Genomic DNA, 15,891 nt, shown 5'->3' on the forward strand with positions numbered 1-15,891 from the left:
AGGTAGTTAATAAGTTCGACATTCGATATAGATGAGTTCGATATAAGCTCTAAATCTTTAAATATTAAATCCGTAGTCTGGACATCCTCAAATAGTGTTTAATAGGTCATTTAGACCTATTAAGGATTAATCAACCATTAATAGATGATGAAGAAGAGATCTGGAAGAATAATGCTCAGCTAGAACTCATTCTGGTCTTATCTCGAGAGCAGAGTTAGCTTTTGAATCCTGGAAAACAATAAATTTATTAGCATCTTAGAATTTAGTAAGTAATCCTGTAATATCTGTCCTTTTCAAAGCTTGTCTTTAGCTGACCTTTGAATCATTGATTATAAAAACATGAAAACACTAAAAGATAAAGTAATTCTGGTAACTGGTGCTTCAAGAGGGATAGGGGCAAGCATTGCACATAAATTAGCGGCTGCGGGGGCTAAGGTAATTGTCAATTATGCCGGAGGTAAAGAAGCGGCCGCGCAAACCGTAAATGAGATTCTGGAACAAGGTGGGACAGCAATTGCCTTGCAGGCAGATGTTAGCAATGCTGCTGCGGTTAAATCGCTGTTTGATCAGGCAATTGAGCATTACGGTCGGGTTGATGTGTTGGTGAATAATGCGGGCATTATGATTACCAAATTGCTAAAGGATACTACTGATGAAGATTTTTCAAAGCAATTTGATGTCAATGTAAAAGGAACCTTCAATACCATGCGGGAAGCGGCTACACGTTTAGAGGACAATGGAAGTATCATCAACTTTTCTACCTCTGTAAATCGCATTATGCTACCTGGCTATAGTACTTATGTAGCCACTAAAGCTGCTGTAGAGCAGTTAACCCGCGTGTTTTCTAAGGAAATTGGCGCTAGAGGGATCAATGTAAACTCCATTTCTCCCGGTCCAACCAATACTGAATTATTTACAAATGGCAAACCTAAGGAGCTCATAGACCGCCTGGCTTCCCTATCTGCTTTTAACCGTATTGCTGAACCGGAAGATATCGCTCAAGTAGTGGTGTTTCTTGCCAGTGATGAAGCGAAATGGATCACTGCACAGAATATTGGCGTGAATGGTGGTATGGCTTAAAAAAGACTAAGGTACTTTAGCTCTTTTTCCACCAATTGTAATAATTATGATCCTGATCTAGTTCAAATCCGCATTTAGGGTATAGCTGGTTTCCGATGTCGTTTGTTTTTTCCGTCTCCAATAATAGTCCACAGGCTTCTGTTTCCTCGCAATATGCTTTGCAGCGGTCTATTAGTGCAATGGATAAACCAAGGCCTCGGAAATCCGGATCCACAAATAAATCACTCAATAGCCATTGGCGTTGCAATGCTTTATAGTGGAATAATGGATACAGTTGTGCAAATCCAACAAACTTTCCCTCGGCCTTAATTAGGAAAGTTACACTCTCATCATTTGTAATTCTTTCTTTAAGGAAGCTTTTTCCTTTTTCTACATCAGTGGCTTGTCTGTAAAAGACGCGGTATTGGTCAAATAGTTCAGCAAATTCATTCAGGTGTGATAGTGTTGCGATTTCAATTTTATTCATGCTTGAGAAATTAATTATGTTTAATATTCGCAAAACTGCCATATTCCAGGAGCATTAAAGGGGGCCAGTTTTGATAAATATTAAGAACCAGATTAGGAACGGTCAAACACCTGACTAGCCTACATACTGAGTCTTGGTTTGGAGTCCTTAATTTTATAAAGCGTTGAGGACTGATCGTCATTTTTCGTTTTGGAGCGGTATTAAAGGTTGGTTTCTTAGCGGATTTTGGATAGTTTTGACATTGTTAGCCTTGCTGACCATTTAACCTGGAATCTTTTGAACCTGCTGAAACACGTTTTTCTACTCATTTTCTTTACTACGGCTATGATTTCTACTGCGGCTACTGCTGCACAGGATTCCAAACTGGACAGCCTGTTGAGGGTGTTGGATGATGCCATTCAGCACCGGAAAATCTATGCAGACAGGAGGGAGGCCGAAATTTCCAAACTAAAACAGCTACTGTCTAAAGCTAATATTTACGCCATTAACACTAAACTTTACCAGGAATATAAACCTTATCAGAGTGATTCTGCGATAAAATACGTCAGTTCCAACCTGGAAATTGCCAGGAGCCTGCAAGATCCCTCAAAAATTGCGGAATCTAAATTGCAACTCGCGGCACTTTATTCAATCGCAGGAATGTCTATGGATGCTGCAAGCTTGCTGAGGAGTTTGCGCTCAGATCAATTGACAGCAGAATTGAAAATTGGTTACTATCAGGCCTATAAAGATCTCTATAGCAATCTGGCAGCCTATCATAATGTCAATACCAACTTATATCGTAAATATAACGCTGCCTATAGAGATTCCTTATTACAGTTATTATCGCCATCTTCCAGAAATTATAAGGGGGTTTATGCCGAAAAGTTAAGCACTGCCGGACAATATAAAGCAGCAGAAAAGCTTTTATTGGAACTCTTATCAGGAGTGAAAACCAAAAATCATGAGTATGCGATTTGGAGTTCTGCTTTAGGCAATGTCTATAAAAAAGAAGGTGATACCTTGCTTCAACAGCAGTATTTTGCCTTGTCGGCCATTTCAGATCTACAGAATGCAATCAAAGAGAATACCTCTTTACAGGCATTGGCCATCTCGCTCTATGAAACCGGGGATTTAGACCGTTCTTACGCCTATATCAAATGCTCTATGGAGGATGCGATTTTCTGTAATGCGCCTTTGCGCAGCATTGTTATCGCTAAGATTTTCCCAATCATTGATATAGCCCATCAGACGAAAGAGAAAGAACAGAGAAGCCAATTGCTCCTGCTATTAGGCTTGATTAGTGTACTTTCCATAGGTTTAATTGCAGCAGTGATTTATGTGATCAGGCAGATGAAGAAACTCGAAAAGAGCCGTCTGGAATTACAGGAAGTAAATCAGCTGTTGAAACGCTTAAACGAGGATCTACAAGAGGTAAACCAGCAACTAAATGAGAGTAATAGTCAGCTTAGAGAGGCCAACCGCATTAAAGAAGAGTACATCGGAAACTTTCTTGACCTATGTTCTAACTACATCAATAAACTCGAAGATTATCGAAAATCGCTCAATAAGAAAGCAACGACAGGCAATGTAGAAGCTCTTTTGAAAATGCTGAAGTCCACAGATATGATGACGACAGAGTTGAAAGCACTCTATAAAAACTTTGACGATACCTTCTTACACCTCTATCCAGATTTCGTTACTGCCTTTAACAATTTACTGATCCCGGAGGAACGCTTTGAGCTTAAACCAGGGGAATTAAATACCGAATTAAGGATTTTCGCTTTACTGAGATTAGGCATTGAGGACAGTGCAAAGATTGCGGCCTTCCTACGGTGTTCTATGAGTACCATTTACAATTACCGCACAAAAGTGAGGAATAAAACCTTGGTTCCAAGAGAAGATTTCGAAGATTATGTCAAAAAAATAGGGACGATCTCTACATTTTAAGGGGTGAAATTATCTGTTAGTTGATTGGTTTTTAGTTAGATAGCTTAAATTTGGTTCTACATTTTTAAGAAGCTCCGGTTTTTCAAAGGAATTCGCGGTTACTTTTGAATCGGCAGCTATAGTCCATTTGGACATGCCCACCAAATTTAAAATAACCCCGTATTACAGGTATGAGCCACTATCAATTCCGCAATCCTATCCGTATAACCAACATCTCTAAGTTAATTCTGATGATCTGTTTTTGTTATGCGACAACTTCCGCTGCAAATGCACAGGAGTTAAAATCTCCCGATAACAACCTGACTTTAAAGTTTAGTCTAGGCGATGCAGGTACGCCTGTATACCAACTTACTTATAAAGGTAAAAGCGTAATCAAGCCCAGCACAATTGGACTACAACTAAAAAATGCGCCGGATCTTTTGAATGGTTTTCAAATCTCCGATACCAAACAAAGTACTTTTGATGAAAGCTGGACTCCGGTTTGGGGAGAGCTGAAAACCATCCGCAACAATTACAATGAACTTGCAGTTACCCTTAAACAACCTGCCAGCGACCGCTTTATCCGCGTACGCTTTCGCCTCTTCAATGATGGTTTAGGTTTCAGATATGAGTTTCCTGAACAGAAGAACCTGAACTATTTCACGATAAAAGAAGAAAAAACACAATTCGCTTTAGCTGGAGACCATAAAGCATTCTGGCTTCCTGGTGATTACGATACGCAGGAATACAGCACCGTGACTTCTGATCTTTCTGAAGTTCGTGGCAAAATGAAAGCAGCAGTAACACCAAACGTATCTCAAAAGACATTTTCAGAAACAGGTTTGCAAACGCCTTTAATGATGAAAAGCAAAGATGGACTGTATATCAATATCCATGAGGCAGCTTTGATCAACTATTCAACGATGTCTTTAGAGTTGAATGATGAAAATATGGTGCTGGAATCTGTGTTGACACCGGATGCGATTGGCGATAAAGGCTATATGCAGGCGCCTACGCAATCGCCTTGGCGTACCATTATTGTAAGTGATAAAGCTGGTGATATTTTGATGTCTAAAACGATCTTAAACTTAAATGAGCCTACTAAATTCAAAGATACCGAATGGATTAAACCGATCAAATACGTAGGTGTTTGGTGGGAAATGATTACAGGAAAGAGTACCTGGGCTTACAATGATCTGGACAATGTACAGCTTGGCGTAACCGATTACAGCAAAACAAAACCGAATGGCAAGCATGCGGCAAATACAAAACGCGTTAAAGAATACATCGATTTTGCTGCAGAAAATGGTCTGGATGCTGTATTGGTAGAAGGATGGAATGAAGGCTGGGAAGATTGGTTTGGAAAAACTAAAGACTATGTGTTCGACTTCGTTACTCCTTATCCTGATTTCGATGTGAAAGAATTGCATCGCTATGCAGCAAGTAAAAACGTAAAGATCATCATGCACCATGAAACCTCGTCCTCTGTACGTAATTATGAGCGTCATCTGGATACAGCGTACAAGTTTATGGTAGATAATGGTTACAACGCAGTAAAAAGCGGCTACGTTGGAAATATCATCCCAAGAGGGGAGCATCATTACGGACAATGGTTGGTGAACCATTATCAATACGCCTTAGAGAAAGCGGCCGAGTATAAAATTATGCTGAATGCACATGAAGCAGTCAGACCTACAGGATTGAGTCGTACTTTCCCGAATTTACTGGCCAACGAATCTGCAAGAGGGACAGAATATGAAGCCTTTGGAGGAAACAATGCAGATCATACTACGATTTTGCCTTTCACCAGATTAATGGGTGGTCCGATGGATTATACCCCAGGGATCTTCGAAACTAAAATCAGTGCTTATAATCCGGAAAACAATTCATTTGTACACAGCACGCTTGCCCGTCAGCTGGCGCTATATGTAACGATGTACAGTCCATTGCAAATGGCAGCGGATTTACCGGAAACTTACAACAAGTTCAAAGATGCTTTTCAATTTATTAAGGATGTAGCCGTTGATTGGGACGATACGAAAGTACTCGAAGCAGAGCCGGGAGATTACATCACTTTCGCCAGAAAAGCCAAAGGAACGAACAACTGGTTTGTAGGTAGCACCTGCGATGAAAATGGAAGAATTTCTAAGGTCAATCTGGATTTTCTGGATGCCAATAAAAAATATATAGCGACGATATACGCGGATGCAAAAGATGCTCATTATGAGAGAAATCCACAGGCTTATGTGATCAAAAAAGTTAAGGTTTCTAAAGGAACGAAATTAACGCAGTATTGCGCTCCAGGTGGAGGATATGCGATCAGCATAATCGAAGTAAAATAATTCAGGAACCCTACATTTACCTAATGTGAAAGGTCACCCGTTTTAATTAACGGGGGCCTTTTTTTATGGGATCTTATTCCATTTCTGAGCTATTTTTTGTTGTAAAGAAGCTTTAAAATCTTCATTCATGGAGAGCGGTTTCTTTTGATTCTCCTGAAAACCATGTTGGATCATTTTATTGATCAGCAAGCTCTGCTGCTGAAATCTTCTACAGATGGAACAACCAGCTAAATGTAGTTTTAACAAGATGTTTTCCTGCTTTGTTAATGGGCTAAGCGTTTTTTTCTCGATTAAGAAAGTGGCCTTGCGACAATTGTAAAGAATTTTTATAAATGTGTTCATAGCGAAGTTTTAGATCCAATACTTTTGAAGGCAGGCCCGTAAGCTGAGTTTTGTGCGGTGGATAATCACCCAGAAATTAGAAGGGCTGACTTTTAATTTTGTACAAATTACTGCGGTTTCCTCTTCATCAAGGTGTTTCATAGAAAAGACGGCAAACCACAGTTCAGGCAGCTTTTTCATACAGGATTCCAGGGTTTGATGAAACTCCTTGTTTTGCATGGGTTCTTGTTGCAAGGCGCGGAATTCTTTAGGCTCATGCTCCTGTTTCCAATGTCCATCATCATTATTGAAATACGCAGTTTGCAGGTCTTCCTGTTCTAATGCCTGGGTTTTTGCAGCTAATCCTGAAGATTTCTTACGGTAAAGGTCAATGATCTTGTTTTTTAAAATACTGGTCAGCCAGGTTTTTTCTGTACTTCTTCCTTCAAAATTACTGGTTTTTTCTAAGGCAGAAAGAAAGGTCTCCTGTACCAGATCCTGAGCTTCTATCGGGTCATTTACCCTCAGAATTGCATAATTGTAGAGATAGTCTGCATAATTGGCCGTCCAAGCCATAGGATGAAGGGCATATTGCTGTTCTGGAACCAGGATTCGTTTTTCACTGTGCATACATACGGTTTATAAGAATTGAATATACTGCTGTATTGGATTAGTCGAACGAGCTAGCTAAACCTTACAAGAATTCTTGAAAATAAATCAAATCTTTTGTAAGGTTTCGTCTTTTCCTCCGACAAAGTAGGTAAAAGAACCTCAATTTTATGAAGAATCTGTTTGTTTATTTAAGTCTGTTTTTTGCTATAGTCAGCACTGCATCAGGACAAAGCACTGCCGATCGTAAATCCTTTAACCTGGATAAGTCCGGCCTCGCCATTGAAGGATATGATCCGGTGGCCTATTTTAATTCCGGTAAAGCGAAAGAAGGTAAAAAAGAAATCAATAGCGTCCTGGGTGGAGTAACTTATCGTTTCAGCTCTATGGCAAACAGGGAGCAATTTAAAGCAAACCCTGCCAAATACCAACCTCAATATGGCGGTTGGTGTGCCTATGCGATGGGCAAAGATGGCGAAAAGGTTTCGGTAGATCCGGAAACATTCAAGGTATTAAACGGAAAACTATACCTGTTCTATAATAGGTTCTTTACCAATACACTGAAAGACTGGAATAAAAACGAAGCTAATCTGAAAGCTAAAGCAGATCAGAACTGGTCAAAAATCAACCCTTAATCAAGAATCATTCACACAAAACATTATTTTATGAAAACGTTATTATTTGCCGTCCTGCTTTGCGGGTTTATCAGCACAGCCGCCCAGGCCCAGAAATCAGAAATATTTGCCCCTTCAGGCAAAGCAATTAAAGGCTTTGACCCGGTTGCCTTTTTCACAGAAGGGATGGCAGTTAAAGGACAGGACAGCCTTTCATATGACTGGAAAGGTGCCAAATGGATGTTTGCAACGCGAAAAAACATGGAACAGTTTAAATCGGAGCCGACGCGATTTGCCCCTCAGTATGGAGGATATTGTGCCTATGGAACCAGTGGCGGATATAAAGCGCCAACGCAAACAGAAACCTGGACCATCGTTAACGATAAACTCTATTTCAATTACAATAAAAAAGTAAAGGAAAACTGGACAAAAGATCAATCTGCTTTAATAGAAAAGGCAGACATTTTATGGCCACAGATTAAGGAAAAACCCTAGCCCTATGACGATTCAACAGAAAAATATAGGAGTTTGGGTCCTAAGACTGATCGCTGCGGGGATCATGTTACAAACCCTGTTTTTTAAGTTCAGTGCTGCACCAGAATCTATTTATATATTTTCTGTACTTGGAATGGAGCCCTGGGGAAGGATAGGTACAGGGCTAATGGAATTAATTGCCTCCATCCTGATATTAGTTCCCCGGACTACCGGGAAGGGTGCTTTATTAGGGATTGGATTGATGATTGGCGCCATATTCTTTCATTTGACCAGCCTGGGGATTGTAGTCCAGAATGACCATGGAATGCTATTTCTTATGGCCCTCATCGTTTTTCTTTCCTGTTCGGTTTTGCTGTACCTGTCATTTGAGAAAATCACGAAGCTTTTTAAAATCTAAATGGTCATGTTATGTATTTAAAAGAACCTATTAACAGACTGTTTGATCAGTTAAGTCTAGTATTGGCCGAATTGTCGGATGAGCAATACAAGGAGAAAATACCCGCTATGTCTGGGGCAACTATTGGTCAGCATATCAGGCACATCATAGAGATTTATACAGAACTCTATAAAGGATACGACTATGGGACGGTTAATTATGATAGGCGAAAAAGAGACCCTCAATTAGAGTCAGATAGGGCATTGGCAGTCCTGAGAATAGATGAAATTGAGGATTTGTTGGTCCAGCCAGATAAGCAACTTTTACACTTGGCTAACTATAGCTTAACAGAAACAGAGGGAATCGCGGTGCATAGCAGTTATTTCAGAGAACTAGTCTATAACCTGGAACACACTGTACATCATATGGCCTTGATACGAATTGCAGTAAGTAGTATTTCAACTATTCGCTTACCGGAGGATTTTGGCCTGGCCATTTCTACTTTAAAATATCGACAAACATGTGTACAGTAACTTTTCTGCCCACATCTGATGGCTTTTATCTGAGTTCCAATAGGGATGAACACGACAGTAGAGGGCTTGCCGAATCGCCCAAAAAGTATCAGATCAATGGTTCTGAACTGGTATTTCCAAAAGATCCTGATAAAGGAGGTACTTGGTTTGCCCAGAAAGGAAACGGAGATCTGGCTGTCCTGTTAAATGGGGCATTTGTTAACCATGTCAAACAAGCTCCATATGCTAAAAGTCGCGGCCTGCTGTTGCTGGAAATTCTGAGTCAGCATGAACCAGATCTTTACTTTGAGCAGGCAGACCTAATTCGTGTGGAGCCATTTACTCTGATTGTTTTTACGAAAGGTTTGCTTTTTGAATACCGTTGGGATGGATTGGAAAAACATTGTGCATTACCTGATCCATCTATACCACACCTTTGGTCTTCTGCCACATTGTATGAGGAGCAGGCACAGAAAACGCGCCAGCAATGGTTCAGACAATGGCAGGAATCTGTAGGTCAATTGTCAATTGAAAAGGTTCTGGACCTTCATCGTTTTGGAGGAACAGGGGATTCGAACAATGATTTGGTCATCAAACGTTCAGCTCAGTTGATGAGTACAGTGAGTATAACCAGTGTGTTTTGGAGGCCAGGACAGTCGAGGATGGTGTATGTGGATTTGAAAGCTGAAATAGCCGATTCAGATAGAGCTATATCCAGTCTGACCATTGATCATAAGCAAGATGATCAGGCTCAGCTTAAAGCCGGTTTATGGATGGGATGGGCTTCGAGACTGAAACGACTTAGGATTAGGCTACTGAATTGGGAGTATTGGCCCCTGGAAATAGTTTACCTGCCTGTATTGCCTTATTGGTTCTGGTTAAGTTTAAAAGCCCGTTCTTTGTTTTTCTTTAGTGCAGCAAATCCATCAATTCGGAATGCTGGCTTTGCAATGTGCCGGAAAAGCAGCATTTATGACCTGATGTCTGAAAAGCATTATCCAAAAACGCTACTTTGTAAGTCCTCAATATCTATAGCTGCATTAACCAATGGGCTTCAGGCTAAAGGGCTTAATTTCCCCTTGATGGCTAAGCCAGATATGGGGGAGCGGGGAGTAAAAGTTGAGCTGTTGCGTAGTTTAGCAGAGGTTTGTGCATACCTCGAACGCGCCAAGTTTGATTTTTTAATTCAGGAGTATATCGACTTTGAGCAGGAGCTGGGAGTCTTTTATTATCGGATCCCAGGTGAAAGCAGGGGACATATTTCTGGGATTGTAGGTAAAGAGTTTTTAGGGCTTACCGGGGATGGAACTTCAACGATTGAAATGCTTTTAATTCAGGAGGATCGCTATTTTCTGCAATTAGATGCTATAAGAGCAATTTACGGTAAGTTGTTGAAAATGGTTTTGCCAGCAGGGAGCTATTATCGGCTGCTGCCATATGGCAACCACAGCAGAGGGGCAAAATTTATTGACCTTAGTTGTAAAGTGAATGAAGAATTATTAGACACGATTAATCAAGTCTGTCTGGGTATGCCAGACTTTTATTATGGCCGGTTAGACCTGAAGTTTAACAGTTGGGAGGAACTGAATAAGGGAAGGAATTTCTCAGTAATTGAAGTCAATGGGGCAGCAAGCGAGCCAACGCATATTTATGACCCCAAACATTCCATCTTTTTCGCCTGGAAGGAAATCATCCGGCACTGGCGCATACTTTATCAGATTAGTCAGATAAATGCGAAGTCTAAAGCCTTGGAATTGATGGACGCCAGACAAGGGATGAAAATGATTTTGGAGCATAAGCGTTATTCAAAAATTCTTCTGGGCTAATTTGGGGACAGCAATAGAAATAAAGCTTTGGAAAGAAACTACACTTCCGCTGGACTGTTTATTAGGTGATAGCTATAAACTCATGTCAGATCTTATCCAGGTGATCAAATCGAAAATCAGGAAGGATGGTAAAATTTCCTTCCATGATTATATGGAGATGTGTCTTTACCATCCGGAGTTTGGCTATTATACCTCTCCGGGAGTTAAAATTGGTAAGCAAGGCGATTTTTATACCAGTCCCTATTTGGGAAATGCTGTAGGGGAGATGATCGCAAGAAAAATGGAAGAACTCTGGCGTAATATGGGAAAAAAGCCCTTTACCATCCTGGAATATGGTGCTGGTACGGGTAAATTGACTGAAGATATACTCTCTGCTCTTCAAGTTCAGGAAGAAATGTATCAAGACCTTCGTTACTGCATCATCGAAAGAAGTCCGGTGATGGTTGGTCTGGGAAAAGCAAGATTCAAAGAAAAACCAAAACTCCAGGGGAAAGTAGAATGGCTGAAAGAAATTTCCGAGATCAAAAACTTTAGCGGGTGCGTGTTGTCAAATGAGTTGCTGGATAATTTTCCAATTCATCGTGTGGTGATGCAAGCGGGGTTAATGGAAGTTTTTGTGGATCAGGATAATGGTTTTAAGGAGGTATTAAAACCTGCATCTCCAGCCTTAACCGACTACTTTTCGGCATTAGGTGTTGTGCTTCCGGAAGGCTTTCAGACCGAGATTAACCTTCAAGCCATCTCCTGGATTAAGGAGGTTGCCGATGCGTTGAAGGAAGGATATGTCATGACCATTGATTATGGAGATCTGAGTAATGAAATGTATAAAAGCAGCAGGGCGGATGGAACGTTATGCTGTTATAAGAACCATAGCGTTAACGATGATTACTATGCTTTTATCGGCAAACAGGATATAACTGCTCATGTAAATTTCTCAGCTTTAAGTTATTGGGGGCAATTACAAGGCTTAAGAGAGGTTTTTTTCTCTAGTCAGGGGGGATTTTTACTCGAAATGGGTTTCAATGACTGGGCCTTAAAAACCTACTCTGGGGAAAAAGATATCGCATTGGCCGCGCAAAAAATAGCGATGCTCAGACATGCTTTAATCACCGATATGGGCTGTAAATTCAAGATACTAATTCAGGAAAAGGGTATAGCACATCCGGGTATGCTCCTGGACTCTTAAAAATTCAATACGATCTTGCCATTTAATCCGCCTGCAGAGACCAGATCCTGAGCTTCTGCTGCTTCGGTGATGTTCATGACCTTGGCAATTTGTACTTTGATTTTATTCGAATCTACCAGCCTTTTTCCAAAATCCAGCTTTTTATGGTCTCCAACAGCACTGATAAATTGTGCATGGATTCCATGTTTTTCGGCGAGTTCTTTAGACGTCGGCATAACAATACTTAGTAGTTTTCCTCCTTTTTTAACCAATGGATAAGATTTTAGCTGTGTTTCTCCGCCCACCAGGTCAACCACCATATCCAGTTGATCTGCATGTTTAGTAAAGTCCTGCGATTTGTAATCGATCACTTCATCGGCGCCTAAAGAACGGATGAGGTCCAGGCCAGTGCCGGAAGCGGTAGCAATAACGTAGGCCCCCAATGCTTTGGCCAGTTGTAAAACGATGGTTCCTACGCCACCTGCAGCGCCATGGATCAAGATCCTTTGCTCAGGATGTAAATTCCCTGCTTCTACCAAGATGCTGTAAGCTGTATTTAGGGGGACTGCGAGTGCAGCAGCCTCATTTAGACTCACATGATCGGGGATGAGCGAAACGGTGGCTTCGTTGATACATACATATTCCGCATAAGTTCCATGCGATGCTGTCGCAAAAACCAGGTCGCCAACTTTAATGCGGCTAACGGCTGAACCTATTTCCTCTACCATACCAGAAGCATCTGTTCCGGGAATGAAAGGGAAGCTGATGGGTACGAAATCCTTCATAGCCCCAGACCGGTTTTTAATGTCAAATGGGTTGATGGTGGTGGCCACCACTTTAATCAGCACCTCATGCGCTTTAGGACTAGGTGTAGCAATTTCCTTTAATTGTAATACGGAGGAATCTCCATAAGCATTGAATTGAATGGCTTTCATAAAACTGGATTAAGGTTAGCTCAAAATACGAATTTATCAGGGGATGTTCTCAATTCTTTTCCCCGTATCTTTTGGCGAAAAGCGAATAAATCCTATCTTACCTGCTAGAACCTTTTATTAACCAATCTAAACCTAATTTCGTTACGATGAACAAGAAACTTTTTGTAATGGCGGTAACTGGCTTACTCAGCTGTGGATCAGCTGAATCGCTATTTGCAGCTCCGAAACTCAGCAATGTTAACGCAGTACAAGATATACCTGGAAAAGACCTGATCGGCCGATGGGACATTACCGTTGATGAAAACGGAAAGTCCTTGCCATCCTGGCTAGAAGTTAAATTATCCGGTAACCGCATATTGGTGGGCTACTTTGTAGGATCTTCCGGTAGTGCCCGCCCGATATCAAGAGTACATTTTGAGAATGGTAAATTCAGCTTTAAGATTCCACCACAATGGGAAAGTGGCGATCAGGATTTTGTGATTGAAGGAGAGTTGAAAGGTTCTGAAATTCAAGGAACCATGCAGACCAGTGAAGGTAAAAAATACAACTGGAAAGGCGTAAAAGCACCTTATTTGAAAAGAACAAGTCCGGTAGTATGGGGGAAACCTATTCAATTGTTCAATGGAAAAGACCTGAGCGGATGGAAAGCTTTAGGGAAGAATCAATGGGTAGTTAAGGATGGCGTACTCAGCAGTCCGCAGTCCGGTGCCAATCTCATCTCTGACCAGAAGTTTGAAGATTTTAAATTACATGTAGAGTTTAAATATAAGAAAGGGAGCAATAGCGGCGTGTATTTAAGAGGTCGTTATGAAGTGCAGATAGAAGACAGTCCGAAAGATGCGCATCCTTCAAGTGTATATTATAGTGGTGTTTACGGATTTTTACCGCCGAGTGAAATTGCGGCTTTAGGACCTGATCAATGGCAAACTTACGACATCACTTTAGTTGGTAGAATGGTGACTGTAGTGGCAAATGGTAAAACGGTGATCAGCAACCAGGAGATTCCAGGGATTACCGGTGGTGCATTGGATAGCAATGAAGGCGAGCCGGGACCAATCTATTTCCAGGGAGATCACGGACCTATTGAATTCAGAAAAATTATAATTACGCCAGCGAAAAAGTAAATTATCTCTGGATATGATCGGTTATCAGAGGGCTTCTGGCTTTTTGATAACCGATTTTAAATACGCCTGATTCCCCGCTAATTTTTTATAAAGAATTAGCATATTGCAGCCATGTACAGATTTACACTTGAACTGCTGTTTCAGATCATAGGAATTGGTTCCGCCTCCGGTTTATTATTGAAAAACGACCAGTTGAATCTCATTAGTGACAATGGAACTTACCTGTATGCTTATGAAATGAAATCTTCTCATTTGACACGGCATCCTTTAAGTACCGTTCCTTCGGAAAACATCGTAAAAAAACTTAAGCCTGATTTTGAAGCAATGACTGCCTATGGGGAGGTATTGTATATTTTTGGCTCCGGCTCTACGGAGAAGCGGAATCAGCTGGTAAAGGTAAATGCTGACAGTAAAAAGGTGATTTCTACGCTTAATCTTTCCGTTTTATACCAAAAGATGCAAAAGGTAGCGGGAATCAATTCCGAAAACTTCAATATAGAAGGGGTGGTTTTTACTGGTAAGGATTGGTATTTCTTTAACCGTGGTAATGGTGGTGCCGGCAAAAATGGCGTATTCAAAGTGCAGGGCACTGATCTTTCTACAGCTGGGAAAATCAGCTTTAAAGAGATCCTATTGCCTAAAATAAAAGGGGTTGCAACCGGTTTTACAGATGCCTTGGCGCTGGATGGCAAGCTTTACTTTTTAGCCGCTGCAGAAGACAGCAATTCCACTTATCAGGATGGTGCTGTTTTTGGAACCATCATAGGCTGCATAGACATTAAAAAAATGAAGCTGGACTTTAGTCAGCAAATTACTGATCAACATAAGTTTGAAGGGCTGACCTTAAAGCAGCATACGAAGGAGCAGATTAGCTTTCTTTTATGCGAAGACAATGACTCAGATCAATTAAAGGCAGATATTTATCAATTGACGCTGAAAAGATAAACAACGAAAATGAAAAGTATCAAATGGGGAATAATTGGTTGCGGAGATGTAACTGAACTGAAAAGCGGACCTGCTTTTAATAAAGTGCCAAATTCATCATTGCAGGCAGTAATGCGTAGAGATGGAGAAAAAGCGAAGGACTATGCATTACGTCATGGGGTGCCAACATGGTATGATGATGCACAGCAACTCATCGATGATCCGGAAGTCAATGCAATATACATTGCCACGCCCCCGGCACAGCATGAAGCTTACTCCTTAATGGCTTTTGCGGCAGGGAAACCGGTGTATGTAGAAAAGCCGATGACGCTAAACGCGGAATCAGCGATCAGGATGAAAGATGCGGCGCTAAGTACGGGCATCAAACTGAGTATTGCACATTATAGAAGGGAGCAACCGCTCTTTTTAAAAATCAAGGAATTATTGGAAGAAGAGGAAATAGGGCTTGTACGATTGGTTCAACTTAAAATGTTCCAACCAGCGCTTTCCAATCAAATGACAGACCCTGCGACTAATTGGCGCTTAGATCCTGCGATCTCTGGTGGTGGTTTGTTTCATGATTTAGCACCTCATCAGTTGGATCTGATGGTTTTCTTTTTTGGAGAATGGCTTTCTGCATCTGGATTGGCCATTAACCAATCAGGAATTGGCATAGCAGACGATTTGGTAAGCGGTCAGATTGCATTTAAAAATGGTGTGGTATTCAATGGCAGCTGGTGTTTTACCGTGTCTGAACAAGATAAAACAGACCTTTGCGAAATTATTGGATCAGCAGGGAAGATTAGCTTCCAGGTATTTGGGCATCAAGTAACGGTAACAAAAGATGGCCAGGCTAAAGTTTATGATTTTAAACCGCTACAGCACGTACAACAACCAATGATTGAAAAGGTAACGGCTTATTTTTTAGGCCTGGCCGAAAACCCATGTTCTGCAGAAGAAGCCATATTATCTATGCAGTTGATGGATCGTTTTACAGAGAAGCCTTAATGCTTCTCTGTCTCTGATGGGTCTACACCGTCTTTTCCATCTTTAAATTCACGAATTCCTTTTCCTAGTCCACCTAGTAATTCAGGGATTTTTTTGCCACCAAAAAGAAGGAGCACTACAACCAGGATGACCAGGATTTCCTGCGCGCCTAAAGCCGCAAGTATGGGAGTATGTAACATCGTTTGT

General features: G+C 41.1%; 17 protein-coding genes. 12 read left to right on the forward strand and 5 right to left on the reverse strand.

Features of this window, described 5'->3' with window-relative positions; all coding sequences use genetic code 11:
* Positions 1–339: 339 nt before the first annotated feature.
* Complete coding sequence (locus tag R2S10_RS01635; RefSeq protein WP_316838690.1) at positions 340–1,080, forward strand: SDR family oxidoreductase; 741 nt, start codon at positions 340–342, stop codon at positions 1,078–1,080.
* A 16-nt stretch (positions 1,081–1,096) separates the two neighbouring features.
* Here R2S10_RS01635 and R2S10_RS01640 read toward each other — a convergent pair whose 3' ends face one another.
* Positions 1,097–1,546, reverse strand: a complete 450-nt coding sequence (locus tag R2S10_RS01640) for a GNAT family N-acetyltransferase (RefSeq protein ID WP_316838691.1) — start codon at positions 1,544–1,546, stop codon at positions 1,097–1,099.
* Between the two features lie 276 nt (positions 1,547–1,822).
* On the opposite strand from R2S10_RS01640, the gene R2S10_RS01645 reads away from it, so the two are divergent.
* Complete coding sequence (locus tag R2S10_RS01645) at positions 1,823–3,475, forward strand: DUF6377 domain-containing protein (RefSeq protein ID WP_316838692.1); 1,653 nt, start codon at positions 1,823–1,825, stop codon at positions 3,473–3,475.
* Between the two features lie 170 nt (positions 3,476–3,645).
* Positions 3,646–5,796 carry a glycoside hydrolase family 97 protein gene (locus tag R2S10_RS01650; RefSeq protein ID WP_316838693.1) on the forward strand — a complete coding sequence of 717 codons (2,151 nt, stop codon included), beginning with the start codon at positions 3,646–3,648 and terminating at the stop codon, positions 5,794–5,796.
* Positions 5,797–5,859: 63 nt separating this feature from the next.
* Here the strand turns inward: R2S10_RS01650 and R2S10_RS01655 are convergent, their stop codons facing one another.
* Both R2S10_RS01655 and R2S10_RS01660 read right to left on the reverse strand, forming a co-directional pair.
* On the reverse strand, positions 5,860–6,138 hold the full coding sequence (locus R2S10_RS01655; protein WP_316838694.1) for a hypothetical protein: 279 nt from the start codon (positions 6,136–6,138) through the stop codon (positions 5,860–5,862).
* 9 nt (positions 6,139–6,147) lie between these two features.
* The gene (locus R2S10_RS01660) at positions 6,148–6,747 is read right to left on the reverse strand and encodes a sigma-70 family RNA polymerase sigma factor (protein ID WP_316838695.1); all 600 of its coding nucleotides are present in this window, start codon (positions 6,745–6,747) and stop codon (positions 6,148–6,150) included.
* Between the two features lie 149 nt (positions 6,748–6,896).
* On the opposite strand from R2S10_RS01660, the gene R2S10_RS01665 reads away from it, so the two are divergent.
* From R2S10_RS01665 to R2S10_RS01690, 6 genes are all read left to right on the forward strand, one after another.
* Entirely contained in the window at positions 6,897–7,361 is a 465-nt protein-coding gene (locus R2S10_RS01665) for a YHS domain-containing (seleno)protein (protein ID WP_316838696.1), read from the forward strand.
* Between the two features lie 30 nt (positions 7,362–7,391).
* Positions 7,392–7,835 (forward strand): YHS domain-containing (seleno)protein, encoded by a 444-nt coding sequence (locus R2S10_RS01670; RefSeq protein ID WP_316838697.1) that lies wholly within the window; start codon positions 7,392–7,394, stop codon positions 7,833–7,835.
* 4 nt (positions 7,836–7,839) lie between these two features.
* The gene (locus tag R2S10_RS01675; protein WP_316838698.1) at positions 7,840–8,232 is read left to right on the forward strand and encodes a hypothetical protein; all 393 of its coding nucleotides are present in this window, start codon (positions 7,840–7,842) and stop codon (positions 8,230–8,232) included.
* Between the two features lie 11 nt (positions 8,233–8,243).
* The gene (locus R2S10_RS01680; protein ID WP_316838699.1) at positions 8,244–8,744 is read left to right on the forward strand and encodes a hypothetical protein; all 501 of its coding nucleotides are present in this window, start codon (positions 8,244–8,246) and stop codon (positions 8,742–8,744) included.
* Positions 8,732–10,549, forward strand: coding sequence for an NRDE family protein (locus tag R2S10_RS01685; RefSeq protein ID WP_316838700.1), 1,818 nt, complete (start codon positions 8,732–8,734; stop codon positions 10,547–10,549). Before R2S10_RS01680 ends, R2S10_RS01685 begins: the two co-directional genes overlap by 13 nt.
* A gap of 82 nt (positions 10,550–10,631) precedes the next feature.
* Positions 10,632–11,735, forward strand: coding sequence for a class I SAM-dependent methyltransferase (locus R2S10_RS01690; RefSeq protein ID WP_316838701.1), 1,104 nt, complete (start codon positions 10,632–10,634; stop codon positions 11,733–11,735).
* Here the strand turns inward: R2S10_RS01690 and R2S10_RS01695 are convergent.
* Positions 11,732–12,649 (reverse strand): NADP-dependent oxidoreductase, encoded by a 918-nt coding sequence (locus R2S10_RS01695; protein ID WP_316838702.1) that lies wholly within the window; start codon positions 12,647–12,649, stop codon positions 11,732–11,734. The genes R2S10_RS01690 and R2S10_RS01695 overlap by 4 nt on opposite strands.
* A 146-nt stretch (positions 12,650–12,795) precedes the next feature.
* Here R2S10_RS01695 and R2S10_RS01700 point away from each other — a divergent pair, with 146 nt between their 5' ends.
* The 3 genes from R2S10_RS01700 (at position 12,796) to R2S10_RS01710 (ending at position 15,705) form a co-directional block, all read left to right on the forward strand.
* Positions 12,796–13,773: a DUF1080 domain-containing protein gene (locus tag R2S10_RS01700; RefSeq protein WP_316838703.1), complete on the forward strand. Its 978-nt coding sequence runs from the start codon at positions 12,796–12,798 to the stop codon at positions 13,771–13,773.
* Between the two features lie 111 nt (positions 13,774–13,884).
* The gene (locus tag R2S10_RS01705) at positions 13,885–14,718 is read left to right on the forward strand and encodes a DUF6929 family protein (RefSeq protein ID WP_316838704.1); all 834 of its coding nucleotides are present in this window, start codon (positions 13,885–13,887) and stop codon (positions 14,716–14,718) included.
* 9 nt (positions 14,719–14,727) lie between these two features.
* A complete protein-coding gene (locus tag R2S10_RS01710) occupies positions 14,728–15,705 on the forward strand; it encodes a Gfo/Idh/MocA family oxidoreductase (RefSeq protein WP_316838705.1) in 978 nt (325 codons plus the stop codon).
* Here the strand turns inward: R2S10_RS01710 and tatA are convergent.
* Positions 15,702–15,884 carry a twin-arginine translocase TatA/TatE family subunit gene (gene tatA, locus R2S10_RS01715; RefSeq protein WP_316838706.1) on the reverse strand — a complete coding sequence of 61 codons (183 nt, stop codon included), beginning with the start codon at positions 15,882–15,884 and terminating at the stop codon, positions 15,702–15,704. The genes R2S10_RS01710 and tatA overlap by 4 nt on opposite strands.
* Between the last annotated feature and the right edge of the window lie 7 nt (positions 15,885–15,891).

This window comes from Pedobacter gandavensis (genome assembly GCF_032678745.1).
Classification (GTDB): domain Bacteria; phylum Bacteroidota; class Bacteroidia; order Sphingobacteriales; family Sphingobacteriaceae; genus Pedobacter; species Pedobacter gandavensis_C.